Below are 19,410 nucleotides of genomic sequence, written 5' to 3' on the forward strand. Positions count from 1 at the left end.
CTCGCATCGGGTTCCCCGCCAACGTTCTCCGCCGCGTCCACTGCCGGCACCAGCCCATGAGGCCCGCATGAACAAGGCATTCAGCCTCCTGGCCGGCGCCCCCGGACAGTTGCTGCCCGCGCGCGAGCTGATGGCCTTCACCCTGGCCTCGCACATCATCCTCGTTCCAGTGGGCGTGGCCCTGCCGTTCATCACCCTCGTCATGCACCACCGCGCGCTGCGCAGGAACGACCCCGTCGCCCTGCTGCTCGCCCGGCGCTGGTCGGCCGTCATGGCCGTGCAGTTCGCCGTCGGCATCGTCACCGGCACCGTGCTGTCGTTCGAGTTCGGGCTGCTGTGGCCGAAGATGATGGGCACCTGGGGAGATGTCTTCGGTCTCGGTTTCGGGGTGGAGGCCTGGGCGTTCTTCCTGGAAGCGGTCCTGATCGCCATCTACCTCTACGGGTGGCGCCGCCTCCCGGCGTGGCCGCACTTCTGGCTCGCCACCCCGTTGCCGTTCGCCGCGCTGATGGGCGCGTTCGGCATCATCGGCGCGAACGCATGGATGAACACGCCGCAGGGCTTCACCCTGGACTCCCAGGGCAAGCCCACGAACGTCGATGTCCGGTCCGCCGTGTTCACGCCCATCCACCGCGTTCCTCGGGGCGGTCTTCCTCACCGCGGACGCCCACCGTTTCGACGCCCCGGACCTGATCGTGTACTTCCGGCGGCGCGCCTGGTGCAGCCTCGCCGCCGTCGGTGTCCTGGCCCTGATCGGCCTCGCCGAGACGCGCGATCACACCGCGTACGTCTACCACGGCCTGACCCACGGTCTGGGGCTGCTGCTGGTGATCCTCTCGGCGGTGATGGCGGCGGCCACCACGTGGCTGGTCGCCGGACGGGCCGCGGGCTGGGCCCGGTTCACCTCGGTGGGCGCGGTGGCCCTGGTGATCGCCGCGTGGGGCGCCGCCCAGCGGCCCTACCTCGTGCCCACGTCCCTCACGGTCCAGGAGGCGGCGGGAGCGGCAGGCTCGTTGCACTGGCTGCTCATCGTCACGGTGATCGCGATCGTGCTCGTAGGGCCCGCGCTGGTGGTGCTCTACCGCCTCGACACGCGAGGTCTGCTGGAAGCCCAGACCGACGCGGACGTCGAGCGCGGCACGGGCCGCCCCGACGCGAGCTGACCGTCGGGCCCGCCCCCGTAGGACGGACCGCGAGAACCGACCGTCGGCCAAGCCACCGGCAGGGAGACAGCCGTGACGGAGAATCAGATCCTCGAAGGCCTCGGACTGATCGTTGTCCTGGCCGTCGGCTCCCAGCTGCTGGCGAGCCGGCTGCGGATCCCCGCCCTGCTCGTCCTGCTGCCGGTCGGCTTCACCGCGGGCGCCCTGACCGACATCGTCAACCCCGACAAACTGCTCGGGGACGCCTTCTCCCCGATGGTGTCGCTCGCCGTGGCGGTGATCCTCTACGAGGCCGGACTCGGCCTGAACGTGAGCAGGCTGCAGGGGCACATGCGGCGGGTCGTGGCACGCCTCATCTGGATCGGTGTCGGGATCACCTGGGTGGCCACCGCCCTTCTCGCGGTACCGCTGCTGGACATGTCGACGAGCTCGGCGGTCATGCTCGGCGTGATCCTCGTCGTCTCCGGACCCACCGTCGTCGGACCCCTGCTCCACTTCGTGCGTCCGACCGAGCGGTTGCAGCGCATCCTGATCTGGGAGGGGTCGCTGATCGACCCGGTGGGAGGCATTCTCGGGGCTCTCGTCTTCCACGCCGTCGTCGCGAGCGGCAGCAACAACCTGCGCGGCAAAATCGGTCAGTTCGCGGCGAGTTCGGCCGTCGGACTGATCGGGGGCGCGGTGGGGGCCGCCGTCCTGTGGCTCCTTCTCAGCCGCCTGCACCTGGGCGAGGTGCTGGGCACGACGGCGCAGCTCGCCGCCGCGGTGGGGGTGGCGGCCGCCTGCGACGCGATCCGGGACGACACCGGACTCATCGCCGCGGTCGTCATGGGGATGGCCCTCGCCAATCTGCCGGGCGTGTCCCTCCCGGCGCGCCGCCCCTTCCTCGAGACCCTCGTGTCGCTGATCATCGGGCTGCTGTTCATCTCCATCTCGGCCACGGTCACCCCGGCGTCCCTGCGGCACATCATCCTGCCCACGCTCGGTCTCGTCGCCACCCTGGTCCTGGTGGTCAGACCACTGGTCGCGTTGCTGTCCACCGCGGGAACGGACGTGCTCCGCGGCGAGAGAGCGTTCATCGGATGGATGGCACCCCGCGGAATCGTCGCCGCGTCCACCGCCTCGACCTTCTCCGCCACTCTCGTCTCCGATCACGTCGGCGGCGCCCAGAAGATCCTGCCCGCCACCTTCCTGGTGATCGTCACCACGGTGACGCTGTACGGGCTGAGCGCGCACCCCGTCGCCCGGCGGCTGGGCGTGCTGCGCCCGGCGCGGGCCCGCCCGCTGCTCGTGGGCGGCGACCTCTGGGCGATCGACCTGGGACGCGCCCTGCACTCGGCGGGCCTCGACGTGCTGATGTGGGCCGGACGAGAAGAGCAACGTGACCTGATCCGGGCCGCCGGACTGCGCCTCGCACCGGGTGAACTGCTCGCCGCGGCCACCGGCGAGGGAGCGGAACTCGAAGGGATCACCGGCGTACTGCTGCTCACCGAGGAGGACGACTTCAACGCGCTGGCGTCGGAGACCCTGCGCGGCACGGTCGACGGGTTCGTCCACCGGCTGGGGCCGCCCGGTCTGAGTCACGGCGTGGTCGCCCCGTACACGACCGGCGACACCCTGTTCGGGGCCGAGCTGAACCGACCGGAAATTGCGCGCCGCTACGAGAACGGCGCGCGGATCATCCACCGCTCCGTCGAGCACGGCATCCCGGCCGGACACGCGCTGCTGTTCCTCGTACGGCCGGACGGGCGACTGGACCCGGTCACCGAGACCCGCACCCCGGAGCCGGGGGCCCATGACACCGCGATCCTGCTCGGTCCGGCCCGGGTACCCGGCGCGGCGCGGGCCGACTGACGACGGGGACGGACGACGGGGACTGGCGAGAGGGACAGACGACGGGGACTGGCCACGGGGGACAGGCGACGGCCGGTGCGGCCACCCGCCCCGGTCGCGTCCGAACACCAACGGGCCAGCACGGATTGCGGTCTGCCCTCCGGCTGGATCTCATGGTTCTCATGCAGCAACAAGCCTCTGACCCAGACGACCTCGTGCCGCCGATGGAGCGTTCGCACTGGGTGGCCTTCGCCGGGATCCTGCTGATGGTCAGCGCCCTGTTCAACCTTCTCAACGGCTTCGTGGCGATCTTCAACCACGGCTACTACTCGACCGTGTACTCCCAGGGCAACCGACTGCTCATCTTCAACTACACGGCCTGGGGCTGGATCTTCGTCGTCCTCGGCATCGTGATGGCGCTGGCGAGTCTCGGTGTGTTCGTGGGCTCCAGGGGGGCACGGCTGACGGGTATCTGCCTGGCCGCGTTCGCCCTGGTCGCGCAGATGATCTTCCTGCCGGTCTACCCGTTCTGGTCGGTGTTCACGATGCTCGTGTCCCTGCTGGTCATCTACGGACTGCTGGTCGAGCCCAAGCATGTGCACGGGGCGCGGGTCTAGCCGGATCCGGACGATCCCGGGAGCCGGGCTCTCCGCAGGCCACGGGCGCCGCCCTCTCCCGGAGCCGACGGAGCCGGCCGCTCACAGCAGGGCGATCGGATTGACCGGTGAGCCCGTGGCGGCCGGAAGCCGCAGGGGTGCGACCACACACAGGAAGGACCAGCGCCCCTCCTGTTCGCAGACGTCCGCCAGGTCCTCGAACTGCAGGTAGTCGAGCAGGTACAGGCCCAGGGCGTGGATCGTCAGCACATGGGTCGGGAAGCCGACGGTGTCGACCGGGCTCGGGGCGGTGTCGTTGTTGCCGTCGCCGCCGAGGGCCGCGACCCGCCGGTCCGCGAGGAACTCGACCGCGCCGGGATGAATGCCGGCCCGCGCCCGTGCGGCGTCCCACGGCCCGGACTCCGCGCGCCGACGGCGGTGGCCGACGCGGACGAACAGCAGGTCGCCCGCCCCGACCCGTACGTTCTGGGCGGCCTCGGCGGCGACGAGGTCCTCCGTGGTGACACTGTCGCCCGGCTCCAGCCAGGGCACACCGCGCAGTCTCGGGATGTCGAGCAGGACACCGCGGCCCACGAGCCCGTCGCGGACCGCGTCCACGGACAGTTCGGTCGCCCCCTCGGGCGTCAGCGAGGACACCGGGACGCCGCCGTGCAGGGTGCCGTCGTAGATGACGTGGCAGAGCGCGTCGAGATGGCTGTCGGCGTCGCCGTGCACGTTCATGGCGACGCGGTCGAAGGCGAAGTGCAGCCCAGGGGCGTCCGCCTCCCCGGCCGGCGGACCGGTGAGCCGGTGGACCGCGGGCTCCGGGTTGTCGGGTCCGGGCCGGGTGTCGACGGGCGCGGCCATGGTGACGCTGCGTCCGGCCCTGACCTCGGTGGCGGCGGCCCGCAGCTGCTCGGGCGTGACACGGGGCGCTCCCCGCCCGGAACCCGCGGCGCGGTCCCGGAGACGTTCGTACAGAGCCCGGAAATCCTCGGGACTCATCCGCGGTGCGCTGCCGGACTCTGTGGGATCGGGCATGAGCGTGCTCCCGGCGGTCTTGGTCGGACGTGGTCCGGCGGTCTCAGCCGCGCAGCCCGTCGAGTGCCTCATCGAGCGTGGTGGCCGCCATGATCAGCGACAGATGGGTGAACGCCTGGGGGAAGTTGCCCAGTTGCTCGCCGGTCGGGCCCACCTCCTCGGCGAAGAGGCCGACGTGGTTGGCGTACGTATGCATCTTCTCGAACGTGTAGCGCGCCTCGGCCAGCCGGCCGGAGCGGGCCAGCGCGTCGACGTACAGGAAGGTGCACAGGCTGAAGGTGCCTTCCGAGCCGCGCAGGCCGTCCGGGGAGGCGGCGGGGTCGTAGCGGTAGACGAGGCTGTCGGAGACCAGCGTCCGGCTCATCGCGTCGAGGGTCGACAGCCAGGTCGGGTCCTTCGCGCCCAGGAAGCCGACCCGGGGGATGAGCAGGAGCGAGGCGTCCAGTACGCCGCCGTCGTAGTACTGGACGTACGCCCGCTCCTTGTCGTTCCAGCCGCGCTCCATCACCTGCTCCAGGACGGCGTCGCGCGCCCGGGTCCAGAGCGCGGTGTTCGCCGGCCGGCTCCATTCGTGGGCCAGGCGCAGGCCGCGGTTGAATGCGGCCCAGCACATCACCCGGCTGTACGTGAAGTCCTTGCGCCCGCCGCGGGTCTCCCAGATGCCCTCGTCGGGCCGGTCCCAGTTGTCGGCGAGCCAGTCCAGGGTGCCGGCGACGGCCTTCCAGCCCGCGTAGTCGGCCTGGATACCGATCTCCCGGCCCTCCGACAGGCCGTAGAGGGCCTCGCCGTAGATGTCGAGCTGGAGCTGGTCCGCGGCGGCGTTGCCGACCCGTACGGGGGAGGAGCCGCGGTAGCCCTCGAAGTGGTCCAGGATCTCCTCGCCCAGCAGGGGGGTCCCGTCCACCCGGTACATGATCTGGAGCGCTTCGTCCTTCCGGTCCAGGCGTTCCATCAGCCGTTCGCGCAGCCAGTGGGTGAACGCCGTCGCCTCCTCGACGAACCCGAGGTCGAGCAGGGCACGCAGCGACAGGGATCCGTCCCGCACCCAGGTGTAGCGGTAGTCCCAGTTGCGTTCGCCGCCGACCTGTTCCGGCAGGCCCATGGTGGCCGCCGCGACCGGGGCGCCGGTGGGCGCGTAGGTCAGGAGCTTGAGGGTTATCGCGGAGCGGTGCACCATGTCGGGCCAGCGGCCCCGGTAGCTGGAGGTCCGTACCCAGCGCTGCCAGAACTCGACGGTCTCGGCCAGGCCCTGTTCGGTCCCCGGCACGGTGGGCGGCGGCGGTGCCGTGGCGTCCGGCCCGTCCACGGTGAACACGGCCGTCGCCATCTCGCCGGCGTTCAGGGTGACGGAGCTGCGGACGTCCTGTCCGTCCCGCTCCAGAGGGAAGGTGCTCTGCAGGAACGCGGTGATTCCTGGGCTGCGGAAGACGGCGCCGTCCGGACCGAGGGCGAGGTCGTGACCGGCACGCCCGTAGTCGAAGCGCGGGCGGCACTCCAGGACGAACCGCATCGTTCCCCGCACCGTCCGCACGGCCCGGATGAGCCGGTGCCGGGCGGAGGGGGTGGCGGTGCGTTCCGGGGGCATCCAGTCGAGGACTTCGCCCACCCCGTCCGGTGACATGAAACGGGTCACCAGCACTGCCGTGTCCGGATAGTAGAGCTGTTTCCAGGCACCTTCCGGGTGGGAGGGCGCCAGCCGGAAGTAGCCCCCGCCGTCGTGGTCGAGCAGCGCGGCGAAGATGCTGGGGGAGTCGAAGCGCGGGGCGGCGAACCAGTCCACGACGCCCTTGGAGGAGACCAGAGCGGAGGACTGGAGATCGCCCACCAGGCCGTGGTCGGCGATGGGCGGATAGCGGTCCATGGCGATCCAATCTCGAGGATCCAGGCATCTTCACTATCCGACATGCCGGACGTGTCCGCTTGTTCACCCGGCGAAGGACGGGGGATCGCGCGGGACGCGGCTGGATTGCCGGACACCGGGCGGCCGGGGTTACTGGAGGGGATCGCTCAACGTCGACGAGGCGCGCGCCGGTGTTCCGGGAGGTGGCGCCGGTGTCCCGGGAGGTACCCGCATGGACATGATCCATGTGCGCATGGTGAGTCCCGCCCGGCTGACCGACGAGGCGGTCGCCTTTCTCGCGGCCGACCCCTGTGTCCTCAACCTCGTCGTGCAGCCCGGCGTCGCGCGCAACCCGGACGGCGACGCCCTCGCCTGCGACGTGCTGACCGGAGGGGCGAACGGCGTGCTGCGCGGTCTGCGTGAGCTGCGCCTCGACCAGGTGGGTTCCATCGTCATCGAACCCGTCGACATGGCGTTCTCCGGACGCGCCGCGCAGGCCGGTGCCGATCGGCTCGGGGCGCTCTCCCGGACGCCCGTCTGGGAAGAGGTGGAGGCCCGCATCCGAGCGCAGGGCACCTACGCACCGAGCTTCTATCTCTACCTCGTGGTCGCCGGTCTCATCGGCGCCGTCGGCATCGTCACCAACTCCCAGATCCTCATCGTCGCGGCCATGGTCGTCGGGCCCGAGTACGGTGCCATCGTCAGTGTCGCGCTGGGGATCGACCAGCGCTCGGCGCCGCGCATCCGCAAGGGACTGACCGCCCTGACGGCCGGGTTCGCGCTGGCCATCGCGGCCACGTACCTCTTCGCTCTGCTGATCCGCGCATTCGGCCTTGAGTCCAAGGCGTTCGACGTCGGCGTGCGCCCCGTCTCCCATCTGATCGACACCCCCGACTTCTTCTCGTTCGCGGTCGCCATGCTGGCCGGAATCGTGGGCATCGTCTCCTTGACCGAGGCCAGGACGAGCGCGCTGCTGGGCGTCTTCATCTCCGTCACCACCATCCCCGCGGCGGCCGACTTCAGCGTCTCCGCCGCCTTCGGCAGCTGGACCGAGGCGCGCGGAGCGTTCATCCAACTCCTCATCAACGTCGCCGTGTTGATCGTGATGGGCACGCTCACGCTCAGGGGTCAGCGCGCCATCTGGCGCCGGGTCGGCCGACGCGGCCTCCGGGCCGCCGACGGGTGAGGGACGCACCGGCGCGCGAGGACGCGCGGGGTGGGGCGTCCCGTCGGGCAGGCGGGAAGTGTCAGACTGACGCCATGGACGAGCGCGTATTCGACAGGTCGGGTCAGCAGGCTTCGGTCATCGGTCTCGGCACCTGGCAACTGGGTGCCGACTGGGGTGACGTGAGTGAGAAGGACGCCCTGGCCGTGCTGGAGACAGCGGCGGAGTCGGGGGTGACCTTCTTCGACACCGCCGATGTGTACGGTGACGGGCGCAGTGAGGAGACCATCGCGACCTTCCTGAGCGGACGGCCGGACCTGCACGTCATGGTCGCCACCAAGATGGGCCGCCGCGTCGACCAGATCCCGGAGAACTACGTCCTCGACAACTTCCGTGCCTGGAACGACCGTTCCCGCCGCAACCTCGGCGTCGACCGCCTCGACCTGGTGCAGCTGCACTGCCCGCCGACGCCCGTGTACTCCTCCGACGCGGTGTTCGACGCCCTCGACACCCTGGTCGAGGAGGAGCGGATCGCTGCGTACGGCGTGAGCGTCGAGACGTGCGACGAGGCACTGGCCGCCATCGCCCGGCCGAACGTGGCGAGCGTCCAGATCATCCTCAACCCCTTCCGCATGAAGCCCCTGAGGCAGGTCCTGCCCGCGGCCCGGGAGGCCGGCGTCGGCATCATCGCGCGGGTCCCGCTCGCCTCCGGGCTGCTCTCCGGCAAGTACACCAAGGACACCGTCTTCGCCGCGGACGACCACCGGACGTACAACCGCCACGGCGAGGCCTTCGACCAGGGCGAGACCTTCTCCGGGGTCGACTTCGTGACGGGCGTGGAGGCGGCGGCCGAGTTCTCCGCCCTCGCCCCCGAGGGGTACACACCGGCACAGCTGGCGCTGCGGTGGATCGTCGGGCAGCCCGGCGTCACCACGGTGATCCCGGGAGCGCGTTCACCCGAACAGGCCCGCGCCAACGCGGCTGCCGCGAAGCTGCCCGAGCTGTCACGCACGACGCTGGACGCCATCGACGAGCTGTACGAGCGCCGGATCAAGGAGCAGGTGGAGAGCCGCTGGTAGCGGCGACGCGGAATCCGGCGGCGGGACGCGTCCGGTTCCTGGGGCGCATCGCCGCCGGTACGTCTTGGACCGGCCGACGATCGGGGACCGCCGCGGGCCGGAATGGAGGCAGGGGAGCTGTTCGGAGGACCAGGACCTCCGGGCTGCTGGTGTCTCCGCCTCCCTGGGAACCTCGGCCCCTAGGCTGCGCCACATGAACGTTCTCTTCATGGCGAGTACGGCGGTCGTCACCGCTGACCCGCCGCAGAGCCGCAAACTGTTCATTGACGCCCTCGGCCTCCCGCTGCAGGGCGAAGGCGACGGCTACTACTCCAGCGGGAGCGTCCCGGGCAGCAAGCACTTCGGCGTTTGGCCGCTCTCGCAGGCAGCCGAGGCGTGCTTCGGAACGCCGACGTGGCCCGTCGGCCGGGTGGTCCCCCAGGCGTCGATCGAGTTCGAGGTCGAGGACGCGGACGCTGTCGCGGCGGCGGGCCGCGAGCTTGAGCGCGCGGGCTTCGAGCTGCTGCACCCGGCCCGTACCGAGCCTTGGGGACAGACGGTGACCCGGCTTCTCACGGACGATGGCTTGATCGTCGGAATCTCCTACGCCCCCTCGCTCCACGACGAAGAGGGTGCCTGAGCTTCGGGGCCACCCTGCGCGCAACGTCTTCAGTGCTGGGACGTCCGGTGACCGGGCCCAGGTGCGGCTGAAGGGCGCCGACTGCACTGGACGGCTCGCGCCCCTGCGAGCGCGCCGAGTTGCCGGTCGTGCACGCGGCTCAGCACCAGGACCGAGACGCTCGCGCCGATCAGGGCGCAGAACATGTCCCACTGGGTGTCCCACACATCGCCCTGGGTCGCGAGGAAGGCGTCCGCGCCGTGGCCGCCGATCACGGCGGCCGCCCACTCGAACATCTCGAAGAGAGCGCTGAAGGCAAGGCACGCGCACACCGTCAGCGGCGCCAGCCACCTGCTGCCGCGCAGCGGTGACGTCCTGCTGAGCAGTTCCCGCACCAGGACGGCCGGCACGAAGCCCTGCATGAGGTGTCCCAACCGGTCGTACGGATTGCGGTCGAGCCCGAATGTGTCGCGCACCCAGTCGCCGGGCGGCACCTGTGCGTAGGTGTAGTGGCCGCCCACCGCGAGCACCAGCGCGTGTGCCGCGAGGAGGCAGTACAGCAGGCTCGTCAGCGGGAACCGCCGCCGGGTGAGCACCACCACCGGCAGCCCGACGAGCACCCACACGGTCTCCAGCAGCCAGGTCGTCCCGTCGTGCGGATGCCATGCGGAGATCGCCATGCCCGCGATCACCACCCCGAGGAGCACGGCCGGGAGTGTCCGGCCAGGGGCGCGCTCCGGGGAAGCCGGGTGCGGGCCGGGCGGGGCGAGGACTGATCCGGGCATGGCGGGCTCCTTCGTCCAGGTGGCCCCATCGTGGTGGAGCGCCGGGGCGGTGGCATGAGTACGGGTACTCACCCGGCGGCCGTTCAATCTGACGAACATGTTCGTGACGTACTTGTTCGCAACGAACATGTTCGTTATCGTCGAGGAGTGACAGGACAACCCGACCCCCGCCCCAGCCGCCGCGAGCGCCCGGCGAAGCCGGCCCTGACCAGGGACGGCATCATCAGGACCGCCGTCGCGCTGATGCGCGCCGAAGGTCTTCCGCGCGTCACCATGCGCCGCCTGGCGCAGGAACTCGACACCGGACCGGCCTCGCTCTACGTCTATGTGCGCAACACCGCCGAGCTGCACGCGGCGGTGCTCGACGACCTGCTCGGCGGCGTCGACCTGGGCCCGGTCCGCGCGGACGGCGACTGGCGCGACCGGCTCGTGAAGGTCCTCACGTCGTACACGGCCGTGCTGTTCGAGCACCCGGGGCTCGCCCGCTCGGCGCTGGTGGCCCGCCCGTCCGGCGAGCGCTACCTCGACCTGGTCGAGGCGCTGCTGTCCCTGCTCGCCGAGGGTGGTGTCCCCGGTGAGCGGGCGGCATGGGCGATCGACCTGCTGCTCCAGTTCGCCACCGCCACCGCGGCGGAGCACGCCGCGGGGGAGAAGGACCCGGCCGACACCGTGGGTGAGTGGGCGGCGCTCGCCGCGGCGGTGCGCGGTGCGTCCCACGAGCGGCACCCGCACATCGCCGCGCTGGGCGCGGACCTGCTCTCCGGGCCGGGCGAGTCTCGTCTGAACTGGGGCTTCCACGTGCTGATCAACGGCGTCCTGCTCACGCCCCGCCCGGACACGCCCGAGGCGCAGACGGCCCCCACCCCACCCGACACGCCGTGAGCCTCGCCCGCCGACGGCCGTCACCACCACGCACCGTCACCGAGAGCCGACGGTTAGACCCGTAGAACCCCTGCAAGGAGAACCAGCCATGACGCACACCCACCACCCCATCGCCGTGATCGGCGCCGGCCTCGGCGGCCTCACGCTCGCCCGCGTCCTGCACCTGAACGGCATAGAAGCCGCCGTCTACGACCTGGACGCCTCACCGGCCGCCCGCCCCCAGGGCGGCATGCTCGACATGCACGAGGACTCGGGCCAGGCCGCCCTGCGCGCCGCCGGGCTCCACGACGAGTTCCGCGCGGCCGTCCACGCCGGCGGCGAGGCCATGCGCATCATCGACAAGGACGCCACCGTCCGGATGGAGGACTCCGGCGAGAACGAGTCACGCCCGGAGGTCTCCAGGGCCGCCCTTCGTGACATCCTGCTCGGCTCGCTGCCCGAGGGCACCGTCCGCTGGGATGCCAAGGTCACCGGGACACGGACGGCCGGGGACGGCCGCCACGAGGTGACCCTCGCCGACGGGCGCACCTTCACCGCCGACGTGCTGATCGGTGCCGACGGTGCCTGGTCGAAGGTGCGGCCGCTGCTCACGGACGCCACCCCGGTCTACGCCGGCATCTCCTTCGTCGAGATGCATCTGCTCGACGCCGACACCCGTCACCCGAAGGGCGCGGCCGTCGTCGGAGGGGGCATCCTGTTCGCGCTCGCCGAGGAGAAGGGCCTGCTCGGCCACCGTGACCCGGACGGCTCCCTGCATGTCTACGCGGCCCTGCGCGCGCCCGCCGACTGGGCGGTCTCCGGCGCCGTCGACTTCACCGACACCGAGGCGGCCAGGCGCAGCCTCCTGGAGCACTTCGACGGCTGGGACGAGAGCCTGCGCTCGCTCATCGCCGAGGCGGACGGCGAACTCGTCGCCCGGCCGGTCCACGCCCTGCCGCCCGGCCTGCGCTGGGAGCGCGTCCCCGGCGTCACCCTGCTCGGCGACGCCGCCCACCTGATGTCCCCGTTCGCCGGCGAGGGCGCCAACCTCGCGCTGCTCGACGGCGCCGAACTCGGCGCCGCCCTCGTCGCCCACCCCGGCGACACCGAGAAGGCCCTCACCGTCTACGAGGAGGCGCTCTTCCCGCGCTCCGAGATCTCGGCGACCGAGTCCGCGGCGAACCTCTCGATCTGCTTCAGCCCGGACGCCCCGCAGAGCCTGGTCGACCTGATGAACCAGTACCGGGGCGACGTCGACTGACGTACAGAACAGCCGATATGACGTGTCGTCAGTGAATGGCGGCTCTCGTCGGCAGCCATCGCACCGCCTTCGCAGTCGGCTGGGCCCACCCTTCACCACGCCGTCACCCTCCGGACGCACGCGTCACTTCCGGCACTCCCGGGCGCCCTCTATCCTCGCGCCCGGGCCGGGGTCCGGGGCAGTCGCCGGGCATCACCGGTCCGACCTGTCCTCGCACCCTGTCCGTCGGAAGGTGACACCACCCATGCGCCCCTCATGGCCGCGCACAGCAAGACGGTTCGGCAGCAGGTCCGCCGCCGTGCTCGTGACCACCGCCCTCGCCCTGGCGACCCCGCTCCCCGCCGACGCGGGCGTCACCGCCGTGGTGCGGCCGGCGTCCCTGGTGGACCCGCTGATCGGATCGGCGAACAACGGCACCACCTACCCCGGAGCCACTCTCCCGCAGGGCATGATCGGCTGGTCCCCGACCAGCACGAACGGCGACCAGACCAGCACCGGGGCCGCCAACGGCTACCAGTACGACACCACCAGCATCCGCGGTCTGAGCCTCACCCATGTCAACGGCGCCGGATGCAACCCCGGCGCCACGGGCGACGTCCCGATCATGCCGTTCGTCGGTGACGTGACCTCCTCGCCCTCCGCCGACACCAAGGACGCCGTGTACGCGTCCAACTTCTCGCACACCGCGGAGAAGGCCGTACCCGGGCGCTACTCGCTCGGCCTCGCGTCGGGCGCGTCGACCGATCTGGCGGTGAGCAGGCGGGCGGGCGTCGCCGACTTCACCTTCCCGGCCGACCGCCCCGCCAATCTGCTCTTCCGGGTCTCCAACTCCCTGAACGGCAGCGAGGACGCGCAGGTCGACATCGACACCGCGCACCGGAGGGTCACCGGCTCGGTGCTGACCGGCGCGTTCTGCGGCCGCCGCGCCAACGGCGGCACGAACAACCGCAAGAGCTACTACCGGCTGTACTTCAGCGCGTCCTTCGACCGGGACTTCTCCTCCGTCGGCACCTGGAAGGACGGCACGCTGAACGCGGGGTCCACCACCGCCTCGGGCGGGGAGGGTTACGCCACCGGCGCGGACCGCGCGGGCCGCGGCTCCGGCGGGTACGTCGGCTTCGACACGAGTGCTGACAACGATGTCCACATGCGGATCGGCATCTCGTACGTCAGTCTCGGCGGCGCGGAGGCCAACCTGCGCCGGGAGATCGCCCCGAACGCGAGCGTCGCGGACGTGGCCGACGCGGGCACCCGGGCCTGGAACCGTGAGTTGAGCACCGTACGTGTCGACGGCGGCACCACCGACCGGCGCACCACCTTCTACACCGCGCTCTACCACGCGCTCATGCAGCCCAACCTGATCAGCGACGCCGACGGCCGCTATTACGGCATGGACGGCGCCGTGCACCGTCTCGCCCGGGGCCAGCGCGCGCAGTACAGCAACTTCTCGGGCTGGGACCAGTACCGCGCCCAGATACAGCTCCTCGCCCTGCTCAAGCCACGGGTGGCGGGCGACTTCGCCCAGTCCCTCTACAACTTCGCGCAGCAGAACGACGGCGTCTGGGACCGCTGGGTGCACATCAGCGGCGCCACCCACGTCATGACGGGCGACCCCTCTGCGGCGACCGTGGCCACGTTCTACGCCATGGGCGTGCGCAACTTCGACTACGAGGGAGCGTTCGACTCGCTCGTACGGCAGGCCACAGTGCCGCGCCCCGAAGGGCTGCTGGACGCAGGCTGCCCCGGGCAGTGCGTGGGCCAACGGCCCAACCTGGCCCAGTATCTGACGTCGCATTACGCGGCGCAGGACGTGTGCCACTGCTGGGGCGGCGCCGCCGAGACGCTGGAGGACGGGGTCGCCGACTCGGCGCTCGGCCGGTGGGCGCACCTGCTGGGCCGCGAGCAGGAAGCGGCCGTCTTCGCCGAGCGAGGCACGTACTGGCGCAATGTCTTCAATCCGGCCGCCACGGCCGACGCCGGCTACATCCAGGCCCGCAACCTCGACGGGTCCTGGGTCTCCCCGTTCAGCGCCGGCAGCGACCGCGGCTTCGCGCAGGGCACCAGCGCCACGTACACCTGGATGGTCCCGCAGGACGTCCAGGGGCTGGCCGCCGCCATGGGTGGCCGGGACACGGCCGCGGCACGGCTGGACGGCTTCTTCCACAAGGCCGACGGCTCCTGGTCCGTGCGCGGCGGTGACGCCCTGCGCTACGACCCCACCAACGAGCCCGGCATCCACGCGCCCTGGCTCTACAACGGGCTCGGACAGCCCTGGAAGACGCAGGCGACCGTCCGGCAGATCCTCGACTCCGTGTACGGCACCGGTCCCTCGGGCCTGCCGGGCAACGACGACCTCGGGACCATGTCCGCCTGGTACGTCTTCTCCGCGCTCGGCCTGTACCCGCAGACCCCGGGCAGCGCGACGATGCTCCTGGGCACCCCGGTCTTCCCGCGCGCGGTGGTCCTCCGGCCGGGCGGGAAGAGCATCGTCATCAGCGCGCCCGACGCGGATGCCACGCACCTGTACATCGACGCCGTACGGGTCAACGGGCGCCCCACGCAACGCTCCTGGACCGGCGCCGGTCTCGCGACCGAGGGCGGCACGGTGAGATTCGAGCTCGGCGAGCAGCCCGACACCCGGTGGGCCACCGCCCCCGAGGACCTGCCGCAGTGACCGCGCGGCCGCGCGGGAACATCCGTTCCCGCGCGGCCGAACGGCCCGCTCACTCCCGGCCGGCCGCCCCGCGCAGCGCCGCGATGGCGGTGCCGATCGCCTGCTGGAGCTCCTCCAGACGCTGCACCATGTCGTCCTCGTAGATGTCGTCGGCGTCGTCGAACGTCAGCTCCTCGAACACCTTCGTGGCCTTCTGCAGGCTGCTGTAGAACTTCGTCCGGCGTTCCTGGACGCGCAGTTCGGGGTCGGCCTCCACCGTCTCGACGACGAGGCTCTTCATCGTGTCGTACGCCTCCGTGGCCCACTCGCCCGCGTCCTCGCCCTCGTCGAGCTCGTCGAGGAGGGACAGATGCCGCTCGGCCTCGGAGCGCAGTTCGGCCGGTGCGTCCAGGGTCTGCCCGGCCGGTGTCCTGATCTGGCCCTTCTCCGCGATCTGGCGCACATAGCCGATGCGGTCGGCCGCCCGGTTCTCGGTGGCGACGGCCTTCTTCAGCTCGTCCGTGCGGGAGATGTCGCGGGCCAACTCGGTCTGGAGCGCCGGGTCTTCCTTCACCCGGTCCAGGAGCGCGGCCCGCGCCGCCTTCGCCGTGGAGGGGTCGGCGAGGATCGCGGCCCGCAGCGCGGTCGGGTTCTCGGCCACCTCCAGGGCCTTCGTGGGACGGATGCCCTCGGCCTCCGCGGCCTCGGCGATGGCGGTGCCGCGCTCCGAGGCGGCACTGGAACGGGAGGCGTAGTAGCTGGACCAGGCCTCCGCGTCCGGGAGTTCGACGTCCGCGCCGGGGAGCAGGGTCTCGAAGTGGGGGACCAGGCCGTCGTCGGCGGCCCTGTCCCAGGCCTTGTAGTAGCGCATGACGCGCTCGGGCGAGCATCCGGCCAGTTCCGCGAACTCCTTCGCGGACACCTTCTGCGTGTCGTCGGCGGACTGCCCGCCGGGACGGACACTGCGGGCCACCTTCAGCGCGAAGGCCCAGCCACCGTTTCGTGCGTAGGCGCCGAAGTCGTGGGCGTCGCGCTCGACGGGGTTCGGTGCGTCGGCGTGCGCGGCGGATTCTTCCGACGAGGTGATGGCTGCGGTCACCGGGAACTCTCCTGGGATGGTGGGGCGTTGATGTCACGGAGGATGAAGCATTGGCCTAAGGTTTGCGTGGAATCAAGCAGCCACGCGTGGACCGGAACCAAGCCGACACCCAGTAAATCCGAAATGTGTAAGCCAGAAACGACACGATGTGATGACCTTCACCCCGATGTGGCAGAAAGTGATGAATTCCTTACGGCCGTGTCACGTACGGCTGGGTATCGACCATCGTGCGACCGCGGGAGGATCTTTCGTGCGACCGTTCACTCTCAACTACGCCCAGCCCTCAGGGCAGTCGGCCGCAGTACCCCCGTACCACTTCGACGTGTCCCTGCAACTGAACGTGCTGCCCGACGGCCGCCCGGCCGTCAGTGATCGCGCGTTGCTGATGGCGACCGGCACCACGACATCGACGGCCGGTTCCCAGACGCACTTCGACGACTGACGGATGCCGCGCGCATGACGGTTCTCATACTCACGGCCGAACAGGACGTCACCGCCGACATGGTGGTGGCCAAGCTGCATGAGCGGGGCGTGCCCATGGTGCGCCTCGATCCCGCCGACCTGCCCGGCAAGGCGGTGCTGTCCGCCGACTACGCCCACGGTGACTTCGACGGCTACCTGTCGGTCAACGGCCATGTGCTCAGCATGGGAGGCCTGCGCTCCGTGTGGGTGCGCAGGCCGGGCGAGCCGGCGGCCCATGCCGCCGAACCCTCCGCATGGCTCACCGCCGAGACCAGGCAGGCCCTGTTCGGCATGCTCTACTCGGCCTCGACCCGCTGGATGAACCACCCGCGCCGGGCCGAGCAGGCCCGGCACAAGCCCTGGCAGCTGAGGGTGGCCCACAGCAGCGGATTCGCGGTGCCGCCCACCGTGATCACGACCGCTCCCCGGGTGGCCCAGCAGTTCGTCCAGGAGTACGGGGACGTGGTGGTGAAGTCCGCCTCAGGGCCGCCGCCCGGAGAGCCTCCGGCGGCTCTGCCCACCACGCTGGTCGGACCCGACACGGACTTCTCCGGCGTGGCGGCCGGCCCCGCGTTGCTCCAGCGCTACATTCCCAAGCGCGCCGACATCCGGCTGACCGGCATCGGCACCCGGCTGTTCGCCGCCCGCAAGGCCGCCGAACCCGGCCAGGTGGACGGCCGGTTCGGCGAGACGGGGAACGGTTGGGAGCCCACGCCGGTGCCGCACCGCATCGCCCGTGCGGTCCACGACTACCTCGCCTTCACCGGACTCGCCTATGCCGCCTTCGACTTCGCCGAGGACGCGGAGGGCATCTGGTGGTTCCTGGAGTGCAACCAGGGAGGCCAGTTCGGCTTCGTCGAGCTGGAGACCGGGCAGCCCATCGCCGACGAGGTCGCCGTCTGGCTGGCACAGCGGAGGCCCGGTCTCCGTATTCCGGAAGGGCATTGACATGAGTGCCCGGTGACGGTCGATCACTTCGTGCTTGTCCGGAAGGACTTGAGGAAGGTCTTCAGCGCCAGCCGGTTGGCGGTGGTGTCCCAGTCGTCCGCCGGGGTCGTCCAGCGCAACGAGAAGCCCCGGTGGTCGCCGATGAGGAAGCCACGGCCGAAGGTGCGCACGCGTACGCCCCGGGACACGGAGTACCACTCCATGTCGGCGCCCTTCATGCCCTGGTAGGTCACCGGCTGGATGTCGCCCACCCGTTCGTAGCCGGTGGAGACGGCACGCAGGGACGGTTCCAGGGCGCTCCAGACGCCTACGGGGTCCGGACCGAGCTGGGTGCTGTAGGTGACGGCCAGGGTGCGCGGGTCACCGCTCGCGCCGAAGGTCACCCGGTAGGCGAGGTCGTCGGAGGACTGCGTCTCCACGGGTTTCCAGCCGAGCGGGAGGGCGACGGCGAAGCCCTGGGGCGCGCGGTAGAGGGTGAAGCCGGACGGCAGCGTGGCGCCGGCGGTGGGGGAGGGGGAGGGGGAAGGGGAGGACGACGGCTCGGGGGACGCCGTGGGCGTCCGGCCGGGGGGCGCGCCGGCAGAGGTGGGGGCCGCGGACGGCGCGCCGGCGGCGGTCCGTGACGGTCTGGAGCCGGAGGCGGAGGCATTGTCTCCGTCCGGCAGTCCGCCCATCGAGGCGAAGACCGCGACGGCGACGACCGTGACGGCGAGGGCCCCGCCCAGCAGTACCGGCCGGCCGACGGGCAGGCCTCCCCGGGTCCGTCCCGTTCGCCCCCCGTCCGCGCCCCCGTCGCGCAAGTCCCCGGCGGGATCGAGGAGATCGGGCAGCGGCTCCGGTGGCGTGGACTCTTCGAGGTTCTGCCGGAGGATGCGCGTCAGCGCCTCGCGTACGACGGCTTCGGGCACCCGCTCCACGGGGTCCCAGCGCAGCAGGCCCAAAATGGCGGGCGCGAGCGGGCCCGCCCGCCGCGGTGCCCTGACCGGCAGCCGGTCCACCGCCCGCAGCGTGGCCTCCGTCTGTCCCCGGTCCCGCACCGCCGGCCGTTCCTCCACCAGCGCGTACATGATCGCGCCCAGCGCCCAGAGGTCCGCCGCGGGGGCGCAGCCCTCACCGCGGGCCTGTTCGGGGGAGGCGTACGAGGGAGCGGTGACGCGCGTAGCGTCGGTGGTCGCGGTCAGTCCGAACCCGGTCACCGTGACCGTGTCCTGCTCGTCGGCCCACACCTGGCTCGGGCCGAGTTCGCCGTGGAGAACTCCCTCGCCATGGGCGGCGGTGAGGACATCGAGGACGCCGAGCCCGATCCGGGCCGCCCGCACGGGGGCGATGGGACCGCGCAGGAGGAGTTCGGTCAGCGGGACGCCCGGGGGCCGTTCCGTCACGGTCCACACGAAGCCGGGCTCCTCGACCACGTCGAGGACCGCGGCCACCAGGCCGGGACAGGCCGGACCGAGGATCTCGGCCGCGCGCAGGATCCGGTCGGCGGCGGGCTCCCGCGCCTCCCCGTCTCGGTGCTCGGCGACATGTGACCTGGTCAGGACGACGGGCCGTCCGAAGGTCGTGTCCTCACCGTGCCATACGGCCCGCCCCTCTTCGCGCAGGGCGATGTCGAGCAGCCGGTATCGCCCGGCGATCAACTCGCCCGCGGAGTCTTGCGCCTTGGCCATCTTCATCCCTCGTTGCGTACCGGGCACTCACCTTTCCCAGAAGTACGCGGGACGTGACGAAGAGTGTTCAACGGAAGAGGGATGGAGATACCTGTTTTTACGAGGCCCCGCCGCCGTCGCGCGCCCGTACGAACAGTTCAGGCCTGTGTTCCCCCTCGATTCACCGCCCGGCCTCCTGGTCGAGGTAGGAGCTCACGGCCTGCTGTGACCGAGCAACTCGCCCTCCGGGGACGGCAGTTGGCGCCGGGCCGGTGAGGCGGGCGCTGTCGCGGCCGGGACATGGACACGAGGGAGCCGCCCGGGAAAGATGCCAGATGCACACACTGCTCTCTCTTCACCCTGTCCAGTCGCCGCTCACCGCC

16 protein-coding genes and 1 pseudogene are annotated in these 19,410 nt (G+C 71.2%); 12 read left to right on the forward strand and 5 right to left on the reverse strand.

Going from position 1 to position 19,410, the window contains the following annotated elements; all coding sequences use genetic code 11:
* Nucleotides 1–130: 130 nt before the first annotated feature.
* From ACZ4N5_RS27965 to ACZ4N5_RS27980, 4 genes and pseudogenes are all read left to right on the forward strand, one after another.
* A pseudogene (locus tag ACZ4N5_RS27965) lies at nt 131–568 on the forward strand (cytochrome ubiquinol oxidase subunit I); the annotation flags it as partial.
* Nucleotides 569–599: 31 nt separating this feature from the next.
* A complete protein-coding gene (locus ACZ4N5_RS27970; protein ID WP_467759799.1) occupies nt 600–1,163 on the forward strand; it encodes a cytochrome d ubiquinol oxidase subunit II in 564 nt (187 codons plus the stop codon).
* A gap of 72 nt (nt 1,164–1,235) precedes the next feature.
* Nucleotides 1,236–3,014, forward strand: coding sequence for a cation:proton antiporter (locus ACZ4N5_RS27975; RefSeq protein WP_467759800.1), 1,779 nt, complete (start codon nt 1,236–1,238; stop codon nt 3,012–3,014).
* A gap of 161 nt (nt 3,015–3,175) precedes the next feature.
* The gene (locus ACZ4N5_RS27980; protein WP_467759801.1) at nt 3,176–3,610 is read left to right on the forward strand and encodes a DUF7144 family membrane protein; all 435 of its coding nucleotides are present in this window, start codon (nt 3,176–3,178) and stop codon (nt 3,608–3,610) included.
* An 81-nt stretch (nt 3,611–3,691) separates the two neighbouring features.
* On the opposite strand, the gene ACZ4N5_RS27985 is transcribed toward ACZ4N5_RS27980, so the two are convergent.
* Entirely contained in the window at nt 3,692–4,630 is a 939-nt protein-coding gene (locus ACZ4N5_RS27985) for a cyclase family protein (RefSeq protein WP_467759802.1), read from the reverse strand.
* Between the two features lie 43 nt (nt 4,631–4,673).
* Nucleotides 4,674–6,497 carry a glycoside hydrolase family 15 protein gene (locus tag ACZ4N5_RS27990; protein WP_467759974.1) on the reverse strand — a complete coding sequence of 608 codons (1,824 nt, stop codon included), beginning with the start codon at nt 6,495–6,497 and terminating at the stop codon, nt 4,674–4,676.
* A gap of 205 nt (nt 6,498–6,702) precedes the next feature.
* On the opposite strand from ACZ4N5_RS27990, the gene ACZ4N5_RS27995 reads away from it, so the two are divergent.
* The 3 genes from ACZ4N5_RS27995 to ACZ4N5_RS28005 all read left to right on the forward strand — a co-directional run bounded on the left by ACZ4N5_RS27995 (nt 6,703) and on the right by ACZ4N5_RS28005 (nt 9,333).
* On the forward strand, nt 6,703–7,656 hold the full coding sequence (locus tag ACZ4N5_RS27995; RefSeq protein ID WP_467759803.1) for a DUF389 domain-containing protein: 954 nt from the start codon (nt 6,703–6,705) through the stop codon (nt 7,654–7,656).
* A 74-nt stretch (nt 7,657–7,730) separates the two neighbouring features.
* On the forward strand, nt 7,731–8,714 hold the full coding sequence (locus ACZ4N5_RS28000) for an aldo/keto reductase (RefSeq protein WP_467759804.1): 984 nt from the start codon (nt 7,731–7,733) through the stop codon (nt 8,712–8,714).
* 193 nt (nt 8,715–8,907) lie between these two features.
* Nucleotides 8,908–9,333 (forward strand): VOC family protein, encoded by a 426-nt coding sequence (locus ACZ4N5_RS28005; RefSeq protein ID WP_467759805.1) that lies wholly within the window; start codon nt 8,908–8,910, stop codon nt 9,331–9,333.
* A 29-nt stretch (nt 9,334–9,362) separates the two neighbouring features.
* On the opposite strand, the gene ACZ4N5_RS28010 is transcribed toward ACZ4N5_RS28005, so the two are convergent.
* Complete coding sequence (locus ACZ4N5_RS28010; RefSeq protein ID WP_467759806.1) at nt 9,363–10,097, reverse strand: DUF2238 domain-containing protein; 735 nt, start codon at nt 10,095–10,097, stop codon at nt 9,363–9,365.
* 147 nt (nt 10,098–10,244) lie between these two features.
* Here ACZ4N5_RS28010 and ACZ4N5_RS28015 point away from each other — a divergent pair, with 147 nt between their 5' ends.
* The 3 genes from ACZ4N5_RS28015 (at nt 10,245) to ACZ4N5_RS28025 (ending at nt 14,893) form a co-directional block, all read left to right on the forward strand.
* A complete protein-coding gene (locus ACZ4N5_RS28015; protein ID WP_467759807.1) occupies nt 10,245–10,979 on the forward strand; it encodes a TetR/AcrR family transcriptional regulator in 735 nt (244 codons plus the stop codon).
* 88 nt (nt 10,980–11,067) lie between these two features.
* Nucleotides 11,068–12,219 (forward strand): FAD-dependent oxidoreductase, encoded by a 1,152-nt coding sequence (locus tag ACZ4N5_RS28020; RefSeq protein ID WP_467759808.1) that lies wholly within the window; start codon nt 11,068–11,070, stop codon nt 12,217–12,219.
* 244 nt (nt 12,220–12,463) lie between these two features.
* On the forward strand, nt 12,464–14,893 hold the full coding sequence (locus tag ACZ4N5_RS28025; protein ID WP_467759809.1) for a GH92 family glycosyl hydrolase: 2,430 nt from the start codon (nt 12,464–12,466) through the stop codon (nt 14,891–14,893).
* Nucleotides 14,894–14,942: 49 nt separating this feature from the next.
* On the opposite strand, the gene ACZ4N5_RS28030 is transcribed toward ACZ4N5_RS28025, so the two are convergent.
* A complete protein-coding gene (locus ACZ4N5_RS28030; RefSeq protein WP_467759810.1) occupies nt 14,943–15,971 on the reverse strand; it encodes a hypothetical protein in 1,029 nt (342 codons plus the stop codon).
* Between the two features lie 250 nt (nt 15,972–16,221).
* Between ACZ4N5_RS28030 and tgmA the strand changes: the two genes are divergently transcribed.
* Entirely contained in the window at nt 16,222–16,413 is a 192-nt protein-coding gene (tgmA, locus tag ACZ4N5_RS28035) for a putative ATP-grasp-modified RiPP (RefSeq protein ID WP_261706291.1), read from the forward strand.
* A gap of 14 nt (nt 16,414–16,427) precedes the next feature.
* A complete protein-coding gene (gene tgmB / locus ACZ4N5_RS28040) occupies nt 16,428–17,381 on the forward strand; it encodes an ATP-grasp ribosomal peptide maturase (protein ID WP_355840395.1) in 954 nt (317 codons plus the stop codon).
* Nucleotides 17,382–17,404: 23 nt separating this feature from the next.
* Here tgmB and ACZ4N5_RS28045 read toward each other — a convergent pair whose 3' ends face one another.
* Nucleotides 17,405–19,048 (reverse strand): protein kinase domain-containing protein, encoded by a 1,644-nt coding sequence (locus ACZ4N5_RS28045; protein WP_467759811.1) that lies wholly within the window; start codon nt 19,046–19,048, stop codon nt 17,405–17,407.
* Nucleotides 19,049–19,410 lie beyond the last annotated feature (362 nt).

The sequence above is a fragment of the Streptomyces sp. NPDC026500 genome (assembly GCF_055567635.1).

Excerpts from the sequence above, each read along its gene's own strand:
- ACZ4N5_RS27970 (WP_467759799.1), top strand. The coding sequence starts at position 600 with ATGTCCGGTCCGCCGTGTTCACGCCCATCCACCGCGTTCCTCGGGGCG.
- ACZ4N5_RS27980 (WP_467759801.1), top strand. The coding sequence starts at position 3,176 with ATGCAGCAACAAGCCTCTGACCCAGACGACCTCGTGCCGCCGATGGAG.
- ACZ4N5_RS27985 (WP_467759802.1), bottom strand. The coding sequence starts at position 4,630 with ATGCCCGATCCCACAGAGTCCGGCAGCGCACCGCGGATGAGTCCCGAG.
- ACZ4N5_RS27995 (WP_467759803.1), top strand. The coding sequence starts at position 6,703 with ATGGACATGATCCATGTGCGCATGGTGAGTCCCGCCCGGCTGACCGAC.
- ACZ4N5_RS28000 (WP_467759804.1), top strand. The coding sequence starts at position 7,731 with ATGGACGAGCGCGTATTCGACAGGTCGGGTCAGCAGGCTTCGGTCATC.
- ACZ4N5_RS28005 (WP_467759805.1), top strand. The coding sequence starts at position 8,908 with ATGAACGTTCTCTTCATGGCGAGTACGGCGGTCGTCACCGCTGACCCG.
- ACZ4N5_RS28010 (WP_467759806.1), bottom strand. The coding sequence starts at position 10,097 with ATGCCCGGATCAGTCCTCGCCCCGCCCGGCCCGCACCCGGCTTCCCCG.
- ACZ4N5_RS28020 (WP_467759808.1), top strand. The coding sequence starts at position 11,068 with ATGACGCACACCCACCACCCCATCGCCGTGATCGGCGCCGGCCTCGGC.
- ACZ4N5_RS28025 (WP_467759809.1), top strand. The coding sequence starts at position 12,464 with ATGCGCCCCTCATGGCCGCGCACAGCAAGACGGTTCGGCAGCAGGTCC.
- tgmB (WP_355840395.1), top strand. The coding sequence starts at position 16,428 with ATGACGGTTCTCATACTCACGGCCGAACAGGACGTCACCGCCGACATG.
- ACZ4N5_RS28045 (WP_467759811.1), bottom strand. The coding sequence starts at position 19,048 with ATGGCCAAGGCGCAAGACTCCGCGGGCGAGTTGATCGCCGGGCGATAC.